This is a genomic window from Kitasatospora sp. NPDC057595 (assembly GCF_042800875.1).
Taxonomy (GTDB): domain Bacteria; phylum Actinomycetota; class Actinomycetes; order Streptomycetales; family Streptomycetaceae; genus Kitasatospora.
In genome coordinates this window covers 125,135-141,935 of record NZ_JBHVGL010000017.1, presented here as the reverse complement: position 1 = coordinate 141,935, position 16,801 = coordinate 125,135, and the positions used below count along the sequence as shown (strand labels likewise).

Genomic DNA, 16,801 nt, shown 5'->3' with positions numbered 1-16,801 from the left:
CCCTAGGAGTTGGAGTGCGCTCCAACGCAAGGCGCGGTCCCGGGGGTGCGCGGTCCCGGGAGTTTCCCTCTGCCGGGGGAGCCGGTTCGTCCCGGCGGGCGAGGTGCGGCCGGTAGGGCCGCTGCGACCGTGGCGGTATGACGACGGTGGACGGGCGGCGGCCGGCGGGCCGGTGGCGGCGGGTGGACGGATGGCGGACCGACGGGCGGGCGGTGGCCGCCTGGGGCGTCGGCTACGCGGTGTTCGGCGCGGGCTGCGCGCTGGGCGGGACAGCGCTGTTCGGTGCCGCCGCGGTGGGCTGGGCGGTGGTGGCGGTGGGTCTGGCCGCGGCGGCGGCCGGGGCGGTGCTGGGCGCGGCCGGGCCGGGTCGCGCGGTGCGCGGAGTGCTCTGGACGCTCTGCGGACTCGCCGTGGCCGGCGCTTTCGGCCTGCTGATGGACGCGATCACGCTGCTGTTCGGCCAGGGCGTGGACAGCGGGCCGGGCGCGGCGCAGCACGTGCTGGCGGCTCTCGGCGCGGGGCTGCTGGCGGCCGCGGCGCGCTCCGGCACCGCGCCGTCCGCCGGCTCGCGCTCCGCGGGTCCGCGCTCGGCCGCCCCGCGCCCCGCCCCGTCGGACGCCCCGCGCCCTGCCCCGTCGGACGCCCCGCGCCCCGCCCCGTCGGCCGCCTCGGGGACGGTCCAGCTCACGGCGCTCGCGGGGAGTGCGGCGTTCGTGCCGTACGTGGCGATGAAGCTGTGCTGGGCCTCCGGCGGCACCTTCGCCGGGATGAGCGGCGCCGAGATGCACGCCGCCTCCGTGCGCAACGGCGCCTCCGGGATCTGGCTCACCCTGGAGTCCTGGGGCCTGGACGGGACCGCGCTGCTGGCGGGGCTCGGGGTGTTCCTGCTCTGGGGGCTGGTCCGCCCCTGGGGGCAGGTGTTCCCGCGCTGGACCCTCCCGCTGGCCGGCCGCCCGGTGCCGCGCCGGCTGCCGCTGGTGCCCGCCCTGCTGGGGGCGGCCACCCTCGCGCCGTACGGGGTGGTGGGCGTCGGCTGGTCGGCGCTGGCCACGGCGGGGGTGGTGGAGGTGCCGCCCGGTGACTTCCCGACGGCGGCGGACACTCTGCTGGTCGCCTGGATCGGCCTGGGCGCGTTCGCGGTGTACGGGGCGGCCCTGGCGGTGGCGGCCCGCTCGTACTGGCGGCGCACCGCCCGCTGACCGGTCGGGCGGGTGTTGCTGAAACAGCAACGAAAGTTGCCTCCCTCCCGGTGGTCGGCGCAGCCTGGCGGTGGAGGTGATCGCCGTGAGCGAGATGCGAAACGGGACCGTTCCCGAGAGTTCCGCCGCCACCGACGGCCACGACGTCGTGGTGGTCGGCGGCGGTGCCGCCGGGCTGAGCGCGGCCCTGGTGCTGGCCCGGGCCTGCCGCCGGGTGGCCGTGGTGGACGCCGGTCAGCCGCGCAACGCCCCTGCCGAGCGGATGGGGGGCTTCCTCTCCCGGGACGGCGTGCCCCCGGCCGCGCTGCTGGAGACCGGCCGTGCCGAACTGGCGGGGTACGGGGTCGACCTGCTCGACGCCCGGGTGGACCACGTCGAGCCGGTGCCCGCCGCGGACGCGCTCGCCTTCGACGTCCACCTGGCCGGCGGCCCGGCCCTGCGCACCCGCCGGGTGGTGGTCGCCACCGGTCTGCGCGACGGCCTGCCGGAGCTGCCGGGCCTGGTCGAACGCTGGGGCCGCGACGTACTGCACTGCCCGTACTGCCACGGCTACGAGGTCCGCGACCGCCCGCTGGGCGTGCTGGGCACCCACCCGGGCGCGGTGCACCAGGCGCTGCTGCTGCGCCAGTGGTCGGCGGACGTGGTACTGCTCGCGCACACCCTGGAGCTGTCCGCGGACGACCGTGCCCGGCTCGGCGTCCGGGGCGTGCGGGTCGTCGAGGGCGAGGTCAAGCGGGTGGTGGTCACGGACGACCGGCTGCGCGGCGTCGAACTGGCGGACGGTACGGCCGTGCCGCGCGAGGCGGTGTTCCTCTTCCCGCGCATGGTGCCCCGGGACGCCCTGCTGTTCGGCCTGGACTGCGAGCGCGACGAGCAGGGCTGGGTGACCACCGACCGCACGGGCCGCACCAGCGTGCCCGGGGTGTGGGCGGTGGGCAACGTCGCCGACCCGCGCGCCCAGGTGGTCACCGCCGCCGGAGCGGGCGCCGCGGCGGCGTTCGCGCTCAACCACGACCTGGTGGACGAGGACGTCGAGCGCGCCCTCGTCGCCGCCTGAACCGACCCACCGAGAGGACGGAGTCCCCCATGACCCCGCACGCCCACACCCATCAGCACGGCCACTCCCACGACCACTCCCACGGCCACGCGCCCGCCCACCCGCCCGCCCACCCGCACGGTCACCAGCACGGTCAGGAGGCCGAGTTCGACTGGGACGCCCTGGCCGGCCACCTGGAGCGCGAGGCCGAACTCAAGGTGCCGGCGGTCACCGAGGCCGCCCGGTGGCTGGGCGCTCTGCTGGACGGCGCCCCCGTCCACCGGGTGCTCGACGTGGGCAGCGGCCCCGGCGTGGTCGCCGGGCTGCTCGCGGACGCCTTCCCGGCCGCCGAGGTCGTCGCCGTGGACCAGTCGGACGCCCTGCTGGAGCGCGCCCGCTCCCGCTCGGCCGGTCGCGTCGGTACCCACCGCGCCGACCTGCCGGAGGAGTTCGGCACGCTCGGCAGGGCCGACCTGGTCTGGTCCGGCAACGCGATCCACCACCTGGGCGACCAGCAGGCCGCGCTGACCGCGCTGGCCGCAGCCCTGCGCCAGGGCGGTCTGCTGGCCGTCGCCGAGGGCGGCCTCCCGGCCCGCTACCTCCCGCGCGACCTCGGCCTCGGCCGCCCCGGCCTGCAGGCCCGCCTGGACGCGGCGCACGAGGAGACCTTCGCGGCGATGCGCGAGTCCGTCCCGGACGCGGTGGCGGTGGTCGAGGACTGGCCGGCCCTGCTGGCCGCCGCCGGGCTGATCCCCACCGGCAGCCGGACCTTCCTGGTCGACCACCCGGCCCCGCTGGACACCCCGGCCCGCGAGTTCCTGCACGTCCAGCTCTCGCGCCGCCGCGGGCAGTTGGCCGATCTGCTGGACGAGTCCGACCTCGCCGCGCTGGACGCCCTGCTGGACCCCGAGGCCCCCACCGGCATCCTCGCCCGCCCCGACGCCTTCTACCTCGCGGCCCTCACCGTGCACACCGCCCGGAAGGTCTAGGCGAGGTCCGCAACTCGCCGTCGGCGCGGGCAGGACGGTCCGGCCGCGGGCGGAACGGCGGTCAGTGGTCCGGCTTGCGGTGCCGGCCGGTTCCCCGGCGCAGCAGCGGGACGGGCGTGTCCGCGTGCGGGAAGAGGGCCTGCGGCCCGGAGGCCCGCTCGGGGCGGACGATCAGCGGATAGGCCCCGGCGTAGTCCTGTGCCACCGCGAGGGGCTGCCAGGTGTGGCCGTCCCACTCGACCACCAGCCGGGGCACGTCCTGGAAGAGGTGTGCGGCGCGCCGGGGTCCGGGGGCGAGGGTGATCGCGTCCCGCGTCCCCGGGGCCCGGCGGCGGCGTGCCCGCTCGGCGTACCAATGGGCCAACGGCTCGTCGGCCAGGGGTTCTTCGGCGAACGGATCGTCCTCGGCGGCCATCGTCGGCGCCTCCCTCGCGTGTCGGTCGGGACGGCCAGTCTGGCCGATCCGCCGGGCGCCGGGCGATTCCACGATCGGGTGAAAAACCGATGGACGGCCGCCTCCCGGCACGGGGAGACGGCCGTCCGTCGAACACGCGCCTGTGCGGCCAGGCGCCTACGTGCCTATTCGCCGCCGCCGAAGCGCTCGGTCCAGGAGGCCAGGTCCTCGTCCGTGATCTTCGCGAACAGCACCGGCGGCACCGTGAACGGCGTCCCGGCCGGCACCGCGTCCAGCGCCCGCGCCGCGTCCGCGTCCACCCAGGTGGCGGTGCGCGCCGGGGCGTCGGCGGGCAGCGCGAAGGCCTCGCGCATCGCCTGCGCCGCCGCCGGGATGAACGGCTCGGAGACCACCGCGTACAGGTGGATGAGGTTCATCGCCGTGCGCAGCGTCAGCGCCGCCGCCTCCGGGGCGGTCTTCACCTGCAGCCAGGGCGCCTTCTCGTCCAGGTAGGCGTTGCCCGCGCTCCACAGGGTGCGCAGGCTCTGCGCCGCCTTGCGGAAGTTGAGCGCCTCCAGCTGCGCCTCGTAGTCGGCCAGCAGTTCGGCGATCTGCGCGCCCAGCCGCTGCTCCGCCTCGCCCGCCGGGTTCCCGGCCGGCACGTCGTCGCCGAACCGCTTGCGGCTGAAGGACAGCACCCGGTTGACGAAGTTGCCGAGGGTGTCGGCGAGGTCCTTGTTGACCACCGAGGCGAAGAGGTCCCAGGTGAAGCTGGAGTCGTCCGACTCGGGCGCGTGGGCCATCAGGAAGTAGCGCCAGTAGTCGGCCGGCAGCAGCTCCAGGGCGACGTCGGTGAAGATACCGCGCTTCTGGCTGGTGGAGAACTTCCCGCCGTAGTACGTCAGCCAGTTGAAGGCCTTGACGTAGTCGACCTTCTTCCAGGGCTTGCGCGAGCCGAGGATCGTGGCCGGGAACATCACCGTGTGGAACGGGACGTTGTCCTTGGCCATGAACTCGGTGTAGCGGACCGTCTCGTCCGCCTCGTACCACCAGGACTTCCAGTCCCGCAGCTCGCCGGACGGCGCCGCGTCCGACCACTCCTTCGTCGCGCCGATGTACTCGATCGGCGCGTCGAACCAGACGTAGAAGACCTTGCCCGCGGCCGCCAGCTCCGGCCACACGTCGGCCGGGACCGGCACGCCCCACTCCAGGTCACGGGTGATCGCGCGGTCCTGCAGGCCCTCGGTCAGCCACTTGCGGGCGATCGAGGAGGCCAGCACCGGCCACTCGTCGCCGTGCGCGGCGACCCAGTCCTCCACCTGTCCGGTCAGCTTCGACTGGAGCAGGAACAGGTGCTTGGTCTCCCGCACCTCCAGGTCCGCGCTGCCGCTGATCGCCGAGCGCGGCTCCAGCAGGTCGGTCGGGTCCAGCACGCGGGTGCAGTTCTCGCACTGGTCGCCGCGGGCCTTGTCGTAGCCGCAGTGCGGGCAGGTGCCGACGATGTACCGGTCCGGCAGGAAGCGGCCGTCCGCGTTGGAGTACACCTGGCGGATCGCCCGCTCCTCGATGAAGCCGTTGGCGTGCAGCTCGCGGGCGATCTCCTGGGTGATCTCCCGGTTCTGCGGCGAGGAGCTGCGGCCGAAGTAGTCGAAGGAGAGCCGGAAGCCGTCGTAGACCGCCTTCTGCTGGTGGTGCGCCCGCGCGCAGAACTCCGCCACCGGCAGTCCGGCCTCCTGCGCGGCCAGCTCGGCCGGCGTCCCGTGCTCGTCGGTCGCGCAGATGTACAGCACCTCGTGCCCGCGCTGGCGCAGGTACCGCGAGTAGACGTCCGCCGGCAGCATGGACCCGACCATGTTGCCCAGGTGCTTGATCCCGTTGATATAGGGGAGGGCGCTGGTGATCAGGTGCCGAGCCATCCTCGGATGCTCCGATTTCTCCCGCACGCACCCCTGTCCCGGAGTGCCGTGACGGGCGCAGGGTCTGGGGCGGCGAGGGGAACCGGACACAGGCGCCGCCTCCCGGGCTGCCGGCCAGAGCGACGTTCCACTGTGGGCTCCCCAATCCTAGCGAAGCCCGCCCCTCCCCCTCGCGTCCATTTCCCCGGGGCCGCCGCGCCGCGCTCCGCCGCCGCCCGCGGGACGGAGGGGCGGCGGAGCGGGACACGCCCTACCGCTCGACGAAGTGGTCGAACTCGCCGGCCTTCACCCCGAGGACGAAGGCGGCCCACTTGCGGGGGGTGGTGCGGACGACGATGGCGTCGTTCCTGGGGTCGCGGATCTCGACCATGCCGTTGACGGTGCGGATCTCCAGGGCGTCGTCGCCCTCGCCGCCGGGGGCGGCCTTCTGCCAGCTGTCCATGGAGGTGGGCTCCTCTGTCGGGGGTGGGTGGGTCACCGGGTGGTGAGGTGGTCGAACTCGCCGCGTTTGACGCCCTCGATCCAGCGGGCGAAGGCCTCGGCGGTGGTGGTGACGGCGGAGTCGGGGGTGTCGGACTCGCGGATCTCGATCCGTCCGTCGGCGGCCCGCACTTCGAGGCACTGGTTGCTGTTGCCGCTCATCGAGGACTTCTGCCAGTCGGTCATCGGGGTGGCCGGCCTTCCAGGTCCGTCATGATGCGCCGGACGAAGTCGCGGGTCTCCTCGGGGGCCAGGGCGAGGGAGTCGGACTCGGTGACGATCGAGCGGTAGGACGCCAGGTCCGCCTCCGAGTCGATGAACTGCGGTCCCTGGGTCAGGTCGATCTGCACCGTGTCCAGCTCGGGGACCGGTCCGTGGGCGAGGAAGAGGTCCTCGCCCGAGCCGGGATAGGTGTCGACGCTGAAGGGGATCGCGCGGACGGTGACCCCGGGGCGCTCGGCGTCGTCCAGCAGGCTGGCGAGCTGTTCGCGCAGGACCGCGGGGCCGCCGAACTGCATCCGCAGCGCGGCCTCGTGTATGAACGCGGTGAACGGCCGGCCGGCGGCCAGGACCTGCTGGCGCTCGGTGCGGAAGGCGGTCCGTACGTCGGCGTCGTGGCGCGGCAGCGGCGGACGCAGCCGGGCGAACATCGCGGCGGCGTACCGGCCGGTCTGGAGCAGGCCCGGGATCGAGGTGGTGTTCAGGACGAGCAGGGACTCGGCGTGGTGCTCCAGTTCGGCGATGTCGAGCATCCCGGCGGGGACGCGACCGCGGAAGTGGTGCCACCAGTGCTTGCCGCGGTCCTGGGTCATCAGCGTCAGGGCCTCGACGAGCGGGGGGTTGGAGCACCGGCAGGCGGCGGCCCAGGAGCGGAGGCGGTCGGCGCTGATGCCCGACTTCCCGTTCTCCATCTGGGAGATCTTGGGAACGTCCGTGCCCAGGGCCGCCGCCATGGCCTTCGGGGTCATGCCCGCGTGCTCGCGCAACTTGCGCAGTTCCGAACCGAGTCGTTGCTGGCGCACGCTGGGCGACAGGCGTGGGGGCATGCGCGTCTCTCCTCGGTCGGTGCCTTCGGTGCAGTTTGCCGCCCCGTGGACACCGGGTCCACCGTGTCGCTCGATAGGGTGAAGTGCGCCAGACGCAGTAGCAACTGTTGCCCCTGAAACCCTAGCGTCGTCGCCATGGGGCCGGTCTGCGCCGGCAGCCGGGCCCCACCCCTCAACTGGACTGGAGACAGTCGATGTTGCTTCCACCGGGGATCGGGGCCGAGCCCGACGGGCCGCGCCGCGGGCGGTCGCGCGGCGCCGTCCGGCCGCCCTCGCCCCGAACCCGTGCGCGAGGGCTTGACCTCGTCGCCGCTTTGGCCGATGACTGGGGTGTGGAACTCATCGGGGTGTGCGGCGGGGCGGTCCGGGCCGTGGCGGCGGTCGATCGCTGATGGCCGTGGTGTTGCTGACGGGCCTGCTGGTGTCGGTGGTCTTCGTCGGGGTGGTCGCGCAGATCATCGCGACCCGTCAGCCACGGGAACGGCGGTCGGGCAAACGGGACTTGGCGCCCCGTAGGGAGAAATAGCGGTCAGCCGGCGGCGAGCCGCCGCTCCAGGCGGGCGCGGGCGGCCGGCCACTCGTCGCGCAGCATCCCGAAGTGGGCGGTGTCCCGCCAGACGCCGTTGGCGCGCCGCTTGTCGCGGCGGTGCACGCCCTCGAAACGGGCGCCCAGCCGCTGGATCGCGGTGCGCGAACGGTCGTTGAGCGCGTCGGTCTTCCAGAACACCCGGCCCATGCCCAACTCCTCGAACGCGTGGACGAGCAGCAGCAGCTTCGCCTCGGTGTTGACGGCGGTGCGCCAGACCGACCGGGAGTACCAGGTGCCGCCGATCTCGACGAGCTCGTCCTCGGCGCTGAACGCGTAGTAACCGGTGATGCCGACGGCCCGGCCGGACGCGAGCTCGATCACGGCGAACTTCACGGCCCTCCCGGCCGCCGCCTCGGCGAGCCGGAAGTCGAGGATCGCGCCCAGCTCCTCCTCCGAGGCCGGCGGGGCGAACGGGATCCACCGCCACACCTCCGGGTCCGGGCCGACGGTGTCCCACAGGTCGGACAGGTGGCGGCGCTCCAGCGGCTCCAGGCGGACGTGGCGGCCGGTGAGGACGACGGGGACGGGCAGCTTCGCGGTCATGATCCGGAACGGTAGCCCGTCAATGTACTAGAGGCAATTGTTTTTTGTGCTAGTTCAATGATCCGGGGGCAAAGGAAGAGGCCCTGCGGACCGAGCGGTCCGCAGGGCCTCCCCGGGAGGACCCGGCCTACAGGAACGAGTTGATCTGGATCGTCTCGTCGCGGCCCGGGCCGACGCCGATGGCCGAGATCGGGGCGCCCGACATCTCCTCCAGCGCCTTCACGTACGCCTGGGCGTTCTTCGGCAGCTCGGCGAAGGTCTTCGCCTTGCTGATGTCCTCGCTCCAGCCCGGCAGCGTCTCGTAGATCGGCTTGGCGTGGTGGAAGTCGGACTGGTTGTACGGCAGCTCCTCGACCCGCTGCCCGTCGATCTCGTACGCCACGCAGACCGGGATCTGCTCCCAGCCGGTGAGCACGTCGAGCTTGGTGAGGAAGAAGTCGGTGAGGCCGTTGACCCGGGTCGCGTAGCGCGCGATCACCGCGTCGAACCAGCCGCAGCGGCGGTCGCGGCCGGTGGTGACGCCGCGCTCGCCGCCGATGCGGCGCAGCGCCTCGCCGTCCTCGTCGAGCAGCTCGGTCGGGAACGGGCCGGAGCCGACGCGGGTGGTGTAGGCCTTCAGGATGCCGATGACCCGGTCGATCTTGGTGGGGCCGATGCCGGAGCCGGTGCAGGCGCCGCCCGAGGTCGGGTTGCTGGAGGTGACGAACGGGTACGTGCCGTGGTCGACGTCGAGCAGGGTGCCCTGGCCGCCCTCCAGCAGGACGACCTTGCCGGCCTTCAGCGCCTCGTCGAGCACCAGGGTGGTGTCGGCCAGGAACGGCTTGATCTTGTCCGCGTAGCCCAGGTACTCCTCCAGCACCAGGTCGGCGGGGATGGCGCGGCGGTTGTACAGCTTGACCAGCAGCTGGTTCTTGTCGTGCAGCGCCGCCTCGATCTTCTGGCGCAGGATCGACTCGTCGAAGAGGTCCTGGACCCGGATGCCGACGCGGTTGATCTTGTCCGCGTAGGTCGGGCCGATGCCGCGGCCGGTGGTGCCGATCCGGCGCTTGCCGAGGAAGCGCTCGGTGACCTTGTCCAGGGTGCGGTGGTACGGCGTGATCAGGTGGGCGTTGCCCGAGATCAGCAGCTTGGAGGTGTCGATGCCGCGCTCGTTCAGGCCGTTGAGCTCGGAGAGCAGCACGCCCGGGTCGATGACGACGCCGTTGCCGATCACCGGCGTCACATTCGGGCTGAGGATGCCGGAAGGCAGCAGGTGCAGCGCGTACTTCTGGTCGCCGATGACCACCGTGTGACCGGCGTTGTTGCCGCCCTGGTAGCGGACGACGTAGTCGACGGAGCCGCCGAGGAGGTCGGTCGCCTTCCCCTTGCCCTCGTCTCCCCACTGAGCGCCAACGAGCACGAGTGCCGGCACAGGCGTACACCCCTTCCGGTTGGGGCATCCTGCGTAGGCCGCAGTCTGCCCCGAGATAGACGAAGCCCCTGGCGCAATAGCGCAAGGGGCTCTTGCACCGAGAGATTACCTGAGGAAGGACCGGTTGTGTCGTCCCTGTCCACGCCTGCAACCGGCGGCCCGGAGCCGCTTCTCCTGCTCCTCGACCCGGCGGCCCGGCAGTCCGACGGCGAGTCGGTGCGGATCGCGAGGGACGTTCTCTCCGGTGGGACGGACGTCAAGGTGGCCTGTCCGGAGACGCCTTCCGAGCTCGACCGGGTGCTTTCGCACCGCGGCCGGAGGCGACCGGTGGTGATCGGTTCCGATCTGGCCCTCCAGCGGGTGCTCCAGGCGCTCCACCGCCAACGTGAGCTGGGGACGGACCCGGTGGGCCTGGTGCCGGTCGGCCGGCCGGAGGAGGTGGCGGCGGCCCGCGGACTGGGCGTTCCGGCGGCCCCGGTGGCGGCGGCGCGGGCGGTGCTGGCGGGCGCGCCGCGCAAGCTGGACCTGCTGGTCGACGACGGCGGCGGGGTGGCGCTCGGCGGGGTGCGGATCTCGGGGAGCGGATCTCGGCGGCCGGTGGGCCGTCCGAGCGGCTGGCGTTCGCTATGGGCGAAACTGGCTGCGGCCGAGCAGGGGACCGTACTCACCCCGGAGCGGACCGGACGCCCGGGCCGGGGCGAGCCGGGCGCCGGGGAGCAGAGCTCGCGGCTGCGGGTCGAGGCGGACGGCCGGCTGCTCGCCGACGTGCACCGGCCGGTCCGGGTGGTCCAGGTGACCCTGCCGGCCGGCGGGGCGGCCGGCGAGGGCGTGATGGAGATCGTGGTCCGCGCCCCCGGCGCCCTGCTCCGGGCGAAGGCGGCCAGCGTCTCGGTGGCCGGCCGCGGCTTCGGCTACCTGGCGGACGGCCGCCCGGTCGGGCCGGTCCGGGCCCGCACCTGGACGGTCCACCCGGGGTGCTGGGGCCTGCTGCTGCCCGCCGCGCCGCCGCCCCGCGCCGACGGTGCCCCCGGGTGAGCAGGCTCACGTTGGACGAACGGCGGACGAACGCCGGGCGAAGCGCCGGACCCGCCCGGAACACGCCAACGGGCGCGGGCCGCAAGGCCGGGCGGGTCGGCCGTCCGTTCCCGCAGACGCAAACCCGTCTCTGGTAAGGGGTTTTGTCTACGCGCGTTACCGGCCCACGCCCGGTCAGCTCCGGTCGCCCGGGTGCCCGAGGGCCGGATCGGCTGGCCTAGACTCGAAGGCGTGCCACGTGGTGACGGAAGACTCAACCACGATCTTCTTCCCGGCGAGAAAGGCCCCCAGGACGCTTGCGGCGTCTTCGGTGTCTGGGCTCCCGGCGAGGAGGTCGCCAAGCTCACGTTCTTCGGCCTTTACGCCCTGCAGCACCGCGGTCAGGAATCCGCGGGCATCGCAGTGAGCAACGGCTCCCAGATTCTCGTCTTCAAGGACATGGGGCTCGTCTCCCAGGTCTTCGACGAGGCCTCGCTGGGGTCGTTGCACGGGCATATCGCCGTCGGACACGCCCGCTACTCGACCACCGGTTCCTCGGTCTGGGAGAACGCCCAGCCGACCTTCCGGGCGACCGTGCACGGCTCGCTGGCCCTCGGTCACAACGGAAACCTGGTGAACACCGCCGAACTGGCGGCCATGGTCGCCGAACTCCCCGGCGAGGAGCACGTCTCCCGCTCCGGGAGGACGGCCGCGACCAACGACACCGACCTGGTGACGGCGCTGCTCGCCGGCCACCCGGAGCTCTCCATCGAGGAGACCGCCAAGGTCGTCCTGCCCAAGGTCAAGGGCGCCTTCTCGCTCGTCTTCATGGACGAGAACACGCTCTACGCCGCCCGTGACCCGCAGGGCATCCGCCCGCTGGTGCTGGGCAGGCTGGAGCGCGGCTGGGTGGTCGCCTCCGAGACCGCGGCGCTGGACATCTGCGGCGCCTCCTTCATCCGCGAGGTCGAGCCGGGCGAGCTCATCGCCATCGACGAGAACGGCATGCGCACCTCCCGGTTCGCCGAGGCGAAGCCCAAGGGCTGCGTCTTCGAGTACGTCTACCTCGCCCGCCCGGACACCACCATCGCCGGCCGCAACGTCCACCTCTCCCGCGTGGAGATGGGCCGCCGGCTGGCGAAGGAGGCCCCGGTCGAGGCCGACCTGGTGATAGCGACGCCGGAGTCCGGCACCCCGGCCGCGATCGGGTACGCCGAGGCCAGCGGCATCCCCTACGGCTCCGGCCTGGTGAAGAACGCCTACGTGGGCCGCACCTTCATCCAGCCCAGCCAGACCATCCGCCAGCTCGGCATCCGGCTGAAGCTCAACCCGCTGCGCGAGGTCATCCGGGGCAAGCGCCTGGTCGTGGTCGACGACTCGATCGTCCGCGGCAACACCCAGCGCGCCCTGGTGAAGATGCTCCGCGAGGCCGGCGCCGCCGAGGTCCACATCCGGATCTCCTCGCCGCCGGTGAAGTGGCCGTGCTTCTTCGGCATCGACTTCGCCACCCGCGCGGAGCTGATCGCCAACGGCATGACCATCGAGGAGATCGGCCGCACCCTCGGCGCGGACTCGCTCTCCTACATCTCGATCGACGGCATGATCGAGGCCACCAAGCAGCCGAAGGACCGGCTCTGCCGGGCGTGCTTCGACGGTGAGTACCCGATGGAGCTGCCGGACCCGGCGCTGCTCGGCAAGCTCCTGCTGGAGGCCGAGATCAAGGGCGGCCAGCAGACCCCCGCGGTCCGCGGCAAGCCGACCAGCGGCAGCGACCTGGACGGCGTCCAGTCGCTGCTCGGCGGGGCGGGCGCGGCCGACGCGCTGCGCCGCCCGTAACGAGCCCACGGTGGGGTCCCGCGAACCGGGGCCCCACCGCTGTTCCAACCCCCACCACAGACCCGAAAGGGCCGCAGTGACCAGCTCCAACCAGAACGGCGCCACCTACGCCGCCGCCGGTGTCGACATCGAGGCGGGCGACCGCGCCGTCGAGCTCATGAAGCAGTGGGTGAAGAAGGCCAACCGCCCCGAGGTGGTCGGCGGTCTCGGCGGCTTCGCCGGCCTCTTCGACGTCTCCGCGTTCAAGAACTACGAGCGGCCGCTGCTGGCCTCGGCCACCGACGGCGTGGGGACCAAGGTGGCCATCGCGGCCGCCATGGACAAGCACGACACCATCGGCCACGACCTGGTCGGCATGGTCGTCGACGACATCGTGGTGTGCGGTGCCGAGCCGCTGTTCATGACCGACTACATCTGCGTCGGCAAGGTCGTCCCGGAGCGGGTCGCCGCGATCGTCAAGGGCATCGCCGAGGGCTGCGCGCTGGCCGGCTGCGCCCTGGTCGGCGGCGAGACCGCCGAGCACCCGGGCCTGCTCGGCCCGGACGAGTACGACGTCGCGGGCGCCGGCACCGGCGTGGTCGAGGCGGACGCGCTGCTGGGCGCCGAGCGGGTCCGGGCCGGCGACGTGGTGATCGCGATGGCCGCCTCCGGCCTGCACTCCAACGGCTACTCGCTGGTCCGCCACGTGCTGCTGAACCAGGCCGGCTGGAAGCTGGACCGCAAGGTCGAGGAGTTCGGCCGCACCCTCGGCGAGGAGCTGCTGGAGCCGACCCGGATCTACTCGCTGGACTGCCTGGCGCTGATCCGGGCCACCGAGGTGCACGCCTTCTCGCACGTCACCGGCGGCGGCCTGGCGGCCAACCTGGCCCGGGTGATCCCGGACGGCCTGCACGCCCGCCTGGACCGCGGCACCTGGACCCCGCTGCCGGTCTTCCGGACCGTCGCCGAGGTCGGCAAGGTGGCCACCCTGGAGATCGAGAAGACGCTCAACATGGGCGTCGGCATGGTCGCGGTCGTCCCGCCGCACTCGGTGGACACCGTGCTGGCGGTCCTGGAGGACCGCGGCGTGGAGTCCTGGGTGCTGGGCGACATCGTCGACCGCACCGCCGAGCACGAGGACGGCGCGGCCCTCTACAACGCCTACGAGGGCTTCACGGCGGGCTGAGCCCGGCCGGTGCGCGGAAGGCCCCTCCGGCGCCGCCGGAGGGGCCTTCCGCGTCCGCTGTCCGAGTCCCGGTGCCCGAGGGCAGCGGACGCGGGTGCGGGAACGCCGAAAACCGGCCCGGTGCACTGGGCACCGAGGCCGGTCTGGTCAGACTCGGACTGGGAGACTACGCGCGACGGCGGGCCTGCGATGGCCCGGTACCCGACTCGGTGTCGTCGTCCTCGCCGTCATCGGCGTAACGAGCCGCGTACTCCGCGTACGGGTCGTCGTCCTCGTCCTCTTCGATCGGCTCCGGCTCGATCGGGGAGGTGGAGGGCGATACGCCCAGCTCGCTGGAGAGACGATTGGCGTCGAACCCGCCGCTGTTGTACTTCAGCTCGCGGGCGACCTTCGTCTGCTTGGCCTTGGCCCGGCCGCGCCCCATGGGTCGACCCCCTCAACGATGGGGCTCACGGCCCCGAGTCTGACACGTGTTCATGATCAAGAGCGGCCTGCCCGAATGGGGAGAACCGTCCCTTGGAGCATTAACGGTACCTGTTTCTGCCGCTGGACGGTACGTCGTCAGTGTGACGTGGCGCGCACCAGCCGCACCCGCGACCAGGTCGTCCCAGGTCAGGGGAGGTTTTGCGGCTTTCTGCACGCTGTCCGGAGGTGTCTCAGGTCCGTTGTTTCCTCGTCGATTATCCCCCCAAGGGGGACCTTGGATCACCCGATCGGGTGCAGAATCGAGAATCCGGTTCCACATTGTGATGCGCGGGGGACGGACGTGGACGTCCCCCGCGCATCGTCGGTCGGGCGCCGGGCGGGCACCGGTCGAGCCGGGCCCGGCCGGACCGGGATCAGCCCCGGCGGGCGCCCGGCAGCAGCACCGAGCGCAGCGCGCTGATCTCCCGCATCCGCTTCTCCGCGAGGCGGTCGGCGGCGACGGCCGGCGGCACGCCGTCGGCGGCGGCCCGGGTGAAGATCTCCAGGGTGGTGTCGAAGATCTTCGTCGCCTTGTTCTTGGCGCGCTCGAAGTTGAAGCCGTCGATCTCGTCGGCGACCTGGATGACGCCGCCGGAGTTCACCAGGTAGTCCGGGGCGTAGAGCAGGCCGCGGTCGGCGAGGTCCTTCTCGACGCCCGGGTGGGCCAGCTGGTTGTTGGCGGCGCCGCAGACGATGGCGGTGCCGGACTCGCCCAGCGCGGCCACGGTGTCGTCGGTGAGGGCGCCACCGAGCGCGCAGGGGGCGTAGACGTCCAGCTTGGCCTGGAGCAGCGCGGCGGTGTCGGCGACGACCTCCACCTCCGGGTGGGCGGCCCGCACGCGGTTGACGGCCGCCTCCGAGACGTCGGTGACGACGACGGTGGCGCCGTCCGCGACCAGGTGGCCGACCAGGTAGTGGCCGACCTTGCCGACGCCGGCCACGCCGACCCGCTTGCCGCGCAGGGTGGGCTGACCCCAGCGGGCCTGGGCGGAGGCGCGCATGCCCTGGAAGACGCCGAAGGCGGTCAGGATGGACGAGTCGCCGGCGCCGCCCTGCTCGGGCGAGCGGCCGGTGACGAACTCCGTCTCGCGCGCCACGACGTCCATGTCCTGGACGTAGGTGCCCACGTCGCAGGCGGTGATGTAGCGGCCGCGCAGCGACTCCACGAAGCGGCCGTAGGCCCGGAGCATCGCCTCGTTCTTGTCCTTGTTCGGGTCGCCGATGATGACGGCCTTGCCGCCGCCGAGGTCGAGGCCGGCCAGCGCGTTCTTGTAGGACATGCCGCGGGAGAGGTTGAGCGCGTCCTCCAGCGCCGCCTCCTCGGAGGCGTACGGGAAGAAGCGGGTGCCGCCGAGGGCCGGGCCCAGCGCGGTGGAGTGGATGGCGATGATCGCCTTCAGCCCCGAGGAGCGGTCGTGGCAGAGGACGACCTGCTCGTGGCCGTCGCCGGTGGCGCCGTCCTGGGAGTTGCCGAAGATCCTGCCGAGCACGCCGGGTGCGGAGTGGGTCGGGGCGGCGGTCTGTACGTCGGTCACTGTGGTGACTCCAGTATTCGAGGCCCGCTTGCTGTGGTGCGGGCGCCTAGGGCGAAGCGTAGTCGCGGGGGCGCCGACGATCCGCCCCCTTGGCGAAGCTCGTCCCGGTTGTCCGAGGGGTGAGACGGGGGTGGTCGCCAGCAGCCCGTTCACGCCCCGGGGGCGCGTCCACGAACGGGGCCGGCGGCGGCCACCCGCCGCCGGACACTCCCGGGCGGCGGGGGGCGCGTGCGACGATGCAGGACGTGACCGTCGTCCGTACCTCCGTGCTGCCGCCCTACGCCGCGCACCTGCGGGTCTACGAGCCGCTGGCCGCCTACCCGGAGCCCGACCGGGCGCACTGGCAGGCCTTCGCGGCGGAGCACGGCCCGGACGCGCCGGAGGCGGGCCGCTCGGTGGCCGCCGCGGCGCTGGCGGAGCAGCGCACGGCCCTGGCCGAACTGGTGGGCCGCACCCCCCGGGCGCTGCCGGAGCGGGAGAGCGAGCGGGCCTTCGTCCGGCTGGTGGACGGGGTGCTGTACATCTGTCCGTGGGCGACCAGACTGCGCAACTGGCAGGCGCTGGAGGAACTGCGGGCCGGGGCGCCGGTGGCGCTGCTGGACACCGCGCTGCCGCCGGCCACCCGGGCGGAGGCGGAGGCGGACCGGGAGCGCTGGCGGGCGGAGCACCCGGACGCCCGGCCGTGGATCCTCACCAGCCGGTGGGAGGTGCCGGTGCGGTGGTTCCTGCCGTTCGGGGACGAAGATCGATGCTTCGTTCGCGCAGGGGCGGGGGAGAAGGGAGGGGAAGGAGTCCGGGGGGACCGGGCGTCGGCGTTGTTCTACCTGACGCCGATGGCGCAGGCGCGCCGCCGGGTGGCCCGGGCGTACCGGGCGTTGCGCGAGGCGGTGCCGGAAGGGGAGCTGGTGCGGGGGGCGGAGCAGATCGGGCGGTGGCTGGAGGAATTCCATCCGCGGTCGCTGGTGGAGCTGGACTACGGGGGGCTGGTGCACCTGCTGGGGCCGGACAGGCTGTTGGCGGACCGTTCGGCCGGGGAGCTGGAGGACGGGCTGCGGGCGCTGCGGGCGGGGGACTCGGCGGAGGCGCTGCGCGCGTACGAGGCGCTGACGACGCGCTGGCGGCGGGTGCTGGCGCTGCGCCACGCGAACTGAGCCGGACGGGCCCGGGTGCGGCCGGGCCGCGC

The 16,801-nt window shown here is 73.2% G+C and carries 16 protein-coding genes; 7 read left to right on the top strand and 9 right to left on the bottom strand.

Going from position 1 to position 16,801, the window contains the following annotated elements; genetic code table 11:
* Window positions 1–137 precede the first annotated feature (137 nt).
* The 3 genes from ACFU9E_RS24510 to ACFU9E_RS24500 all read left to right on the top strand — a co-directional run bounded on the left by ACFU9E_RS24510 (window position 138) and on the right by ACFU9E_RS24500 (window position 3,224).
* The gene (locus tag ACFU9E_RS24510) at window positions 138–1,199 is read left to right on the top strand and encodes a hypothetical protein (RefSeq protein WP_380683053.1); all 1,062 of its coding nucleotides are present in this window, start codon (window positions 138–140) and stop codon (window positions 1,197–1,199) included.
* A gap of 94 nt (window positions 1,200–1,293) precedes the next feature.
* Entirely contained in the window at window positions 1,294–2,256 is a 963-nt protein-coding gene (locus ACFU9E_RS24505) for an NAD(P)/FAD-dependent oxidoreductase (protein WP_380683063.1), read from the top strand.
* A gap of 29 nt (window positions 2,257–2,285) precedes the next feature.
* Window positions 2,286–3,224, top strand: coding sequence for a class I SAM-dependent methyltransferase (locus ACFU9E_RS24500; protein ID WP_380683054.1), 939 nt, complete (start codon window positions 2,286–2,288; stop codon window positions 3,222–3,224).
* Between the two features lie 61 nt (window positions 3,225–3,285).
* On the opposite strand, the gene ACFU9E_RS24495 is transcribed toward ACFU9E_RS24500, so the two are convergent.
* The 7 genes from ACFU9E_RS24495 to ACFU9E_RS24465 form a co-directional block, all read right to left on the bottom strand.
* Window positions 3,286–3,639: a DUF6087 family protein gene (locus ACFU9E_RS24495; protein ID WP_380683055.1), complete on the bottom strand. Its 354-nt coding sequence runs from the start codon at window positions 3,637–3,639 to the stop codon at window positions 3,286–3,288.
* Between the two features lie 164 nt (window positions 3,640–3,803).
* Window positions 3,804–5,534, bottom strand: a complete 1,731-nt coding sequence (gene metG / locus ACFU9E_RS24490) for a methionine--tRNA ligase (protein WP_380683056.1) — start codon at window positions 5,532–5,534, stop codon at window positions 3,804–3,806.
* Window positions 5,535–5,784: 250 nt separating this feature from the next.
* Window positions 5,785–5,976 carry a DUF397 domain-containing protein gene (locus tag ACFU9E_RS24485; protein ID WP_380683057.1) on the bottom strand — a complete coding sequence of 64 codons (192 nt, stop codon included), beginning with the start codon at window positions 5,974–5,976 and terminating at the stop codon, window positions 5,785–5,787.
* 32 nt (window positions 5,977–6,008) lie between these two features.
* Window positions 6,009–6,200 (bottom strand): DUF397 domain-containing protein, encoded by a 192-nt coding sequence (locus tag ACFU9E_RS24480; protein WP_380683058.1) that lies wholly within the window; start codon window positions 6,198–6,200, stop codon window positions 6,009–6,011.
* Complete coding sequence (locus tag ACFU9E_RS24475) at window positions 6,197–7,060, bottom strand: helix-turn-helix domain-containing protein (RefSeq protein ID WP_380683059.1); 864 nt, start codon at window positions 7,058–7,060, stop codon at window positions 6,197–6,199. The genes ACFU9E_RS24480 and ACFU9E_RS24475 overlap by 4 nt, the downstream gene beginning before the upstream one ends.
* 529 nt (window positions 7,061–7,589) lie before the next feature.
* On the bottom strand, window positions 7,590–8,192 hold the full coding sequence (locus tag ACFU9E_RS24470; RefSeq protein ID WP_380683060.1) for a GNAT family N-acetyltransferase: 603 nt from the start codon (window positions 8,190–8,192) through the stop codon (window positions 7,590–7,592).
* A gap of 127 nt (window positions 8,193–8,319) precedes the next feature.
* Window positions 8,320–9,603 carry an adenylosuccinate synthase gene (locus ACFU9E_RS24465; RefSeq protein WP_380683061.1) on the bottom strand — a complete coding sequence of 428 codons (1,284 nt, stop codon included), beginning with the start codon at window positions 9,601–9,603 and terminating at the stop codon, window positions 8,320–8,322.
* A 126-nt stretch (window positions 9,604–9,729) separates the two neighbouring features.
* Between ACFU9E_RS24465 and ACFU9E_RS24460 the strand changes: the two genes are divergently transcribed.
* The 3 genes from ACFU9E_RS24460 to purM all read left to right on the top strand — a co-directional run bounded on the left by ACFU9E_RS24460 (window position 9,730) and on the right by purM (window position 13,618).
* Window positions 9,730–10,638 carry a diacylglycerol kinase gene (locus ACFU9E_RS24460; protein ID WP_380683062.1) on the top strand — a complete coding sequence of 303 codons (909 nt, stop codon included), beginning with the start codon at window positions 9,730–9,732 and terminating at the stop codon, window positions 10,636–10,638.
* 231 nt (window positions 10,639–10,869) lie between these two features.
* Entirely contained in the window at window positions 10,870–12,453 is a 1,584-nt protein-coding gene (gene purF, locus ACFU9E_RS24455) for an amidophosphoribosyltransferase (protein WP_355362164.1), read from the top strand.
* Window positions 12,454–12,529: 76 nt separating this feature from the next.
* Window positions 12,530–13,618, top strand: coding sequence for a phosphoribosylformylglycinamidine cyclo-ligase (purM, locus tag ACFU9E_RS24450; protein WP_355362162.1), 1,089 nt, complete (start codon window positions 12,530–12,532; stop codon window positions 13,616–13,618).
* Window positions 13,619–13,784: 166 nt separating this feature from the next.
* Here purM and ACFU9E_RS24445 read toward each other — a convergent pair whose 3' ends face one another.
* Window positions 13,785–14,042, bottom strand: coding sequence for a DUF3073 domain-containing protein (locus tag ACFU9E_RS24445; protein WP_327679361.1), 258 nt, complete (start codon window positions 14,040–14,042; stop codon window positions 13,785–13,787).
* 415 nt (window positions 14,043–14,457) lie between these two features.
* The gene (locus tag ACFU9E_RS24440; RefSeq protein ID WP_380685288.1) at window positions 14,458–15,618 is read right to left on the bottom strand and encodes a Glu/Leu/Phe/Val dehydrogenase dimerization domain-containing protein; all 1,161 of its coding nucleotides are present in this window, start codon (window positions 15,616–15,618) and stop codon (window positions 14,458–14,460) included.
* Window positions 15,619–15,863: 245 nt separating this feature from the next.
* Here ACFU9E_RS24440 and ACFU9E_RS24435 point away from each other — a divergent pair, with 245 nt between their 5' ends.
* The gene (locus ACFU9E_RS24435) at window positions 15,864–16,769 is read left to right on the top strand and encodes a hypothetical protein (protein WP_380685290.1); all 906 of its coding nucleotides are present in this window, start codon (window positions 15,864–15,866) and stop codon (window positions 16,767–16,769) included.
* The last annotated feature ends 32 nt before the right edge of the window (window positions 16,770–16,801 follow it).

Bases quoted from the DNA above. Each gene is read 5' to 3' on its own strand.
- ACFU9E_RS24510 (WP_380683053.1), top strand. From the start codon at position 138: ATGACGACGGTGGACGGGCGGCGGCCGGCGGGCCGGTGGCGGCGGGTG.
- ACFU9E_RS24505 (WP_380683063.1), top strand. From the start codon at position 1,294: ATGCGAAACGGGACCGTTCCCGAGAGTTCCGCCGCCACCGACGGCCAC.
- ACFU9E_RS24500 (WP_380683054.1), top strand. From the start codon at position 2,286: ATGACCCCGCACGCCCACACCCATCAGCACGGCCACTCCCACGACCAC.
- ACFU9E_RS24495 (WP_380683055.1), bottom strand. From the start codon at position 3,639: ATGGCCGCCGAGGACGATCCGTTCGCCGAAGAACCCCTGGCCGACGAG.
- metG (WP_380683056.1), bottom strand. From the start codon at position 5,534: ATGGCTCGGCACCTGATCACCAGCGCCCTCCCCTATATCAACGGGATC.
- ACFU9E_RS24485 (WP_380683057.1), bottom strand. From the start codon at position 5,976: ATGGACAGCTGGCAGAAGGCCGCCCCCGGCGGCGAGGGCGACGACGCC.
- ACFU9E_RS24480 (WP_380683058.1), bottom strand. From the start codon at position 6,200: ATGACCGACTGGCAGAAGTCCTCGATGAGCGGCAACAGCAACCAGTGC.
- ACFU9E_RS24475 (WP_380683059.1), bottom strand. From the start codon at position 7,060: ATGCCCCCACGCCTGTCGCCCAGCGTGCGCCAGCAACGACTCGGTTCG.
- ACFU9E_RS24470 (WP_380683060.1), bottom strand. From the start codon at position 8,192: ATGACCGCGAAGCTGCCCGTCCCCGTCGTCCTCACCGGCCGCCACGTC.
- ACFU9E_RS24445 (WP_327679361.1), bottom strand. From the start codon at position 14,042: ATGGGGCGCGGCCGGGCCAAGGCCAAGCAGACGAAGGTCGCCCGCGAG.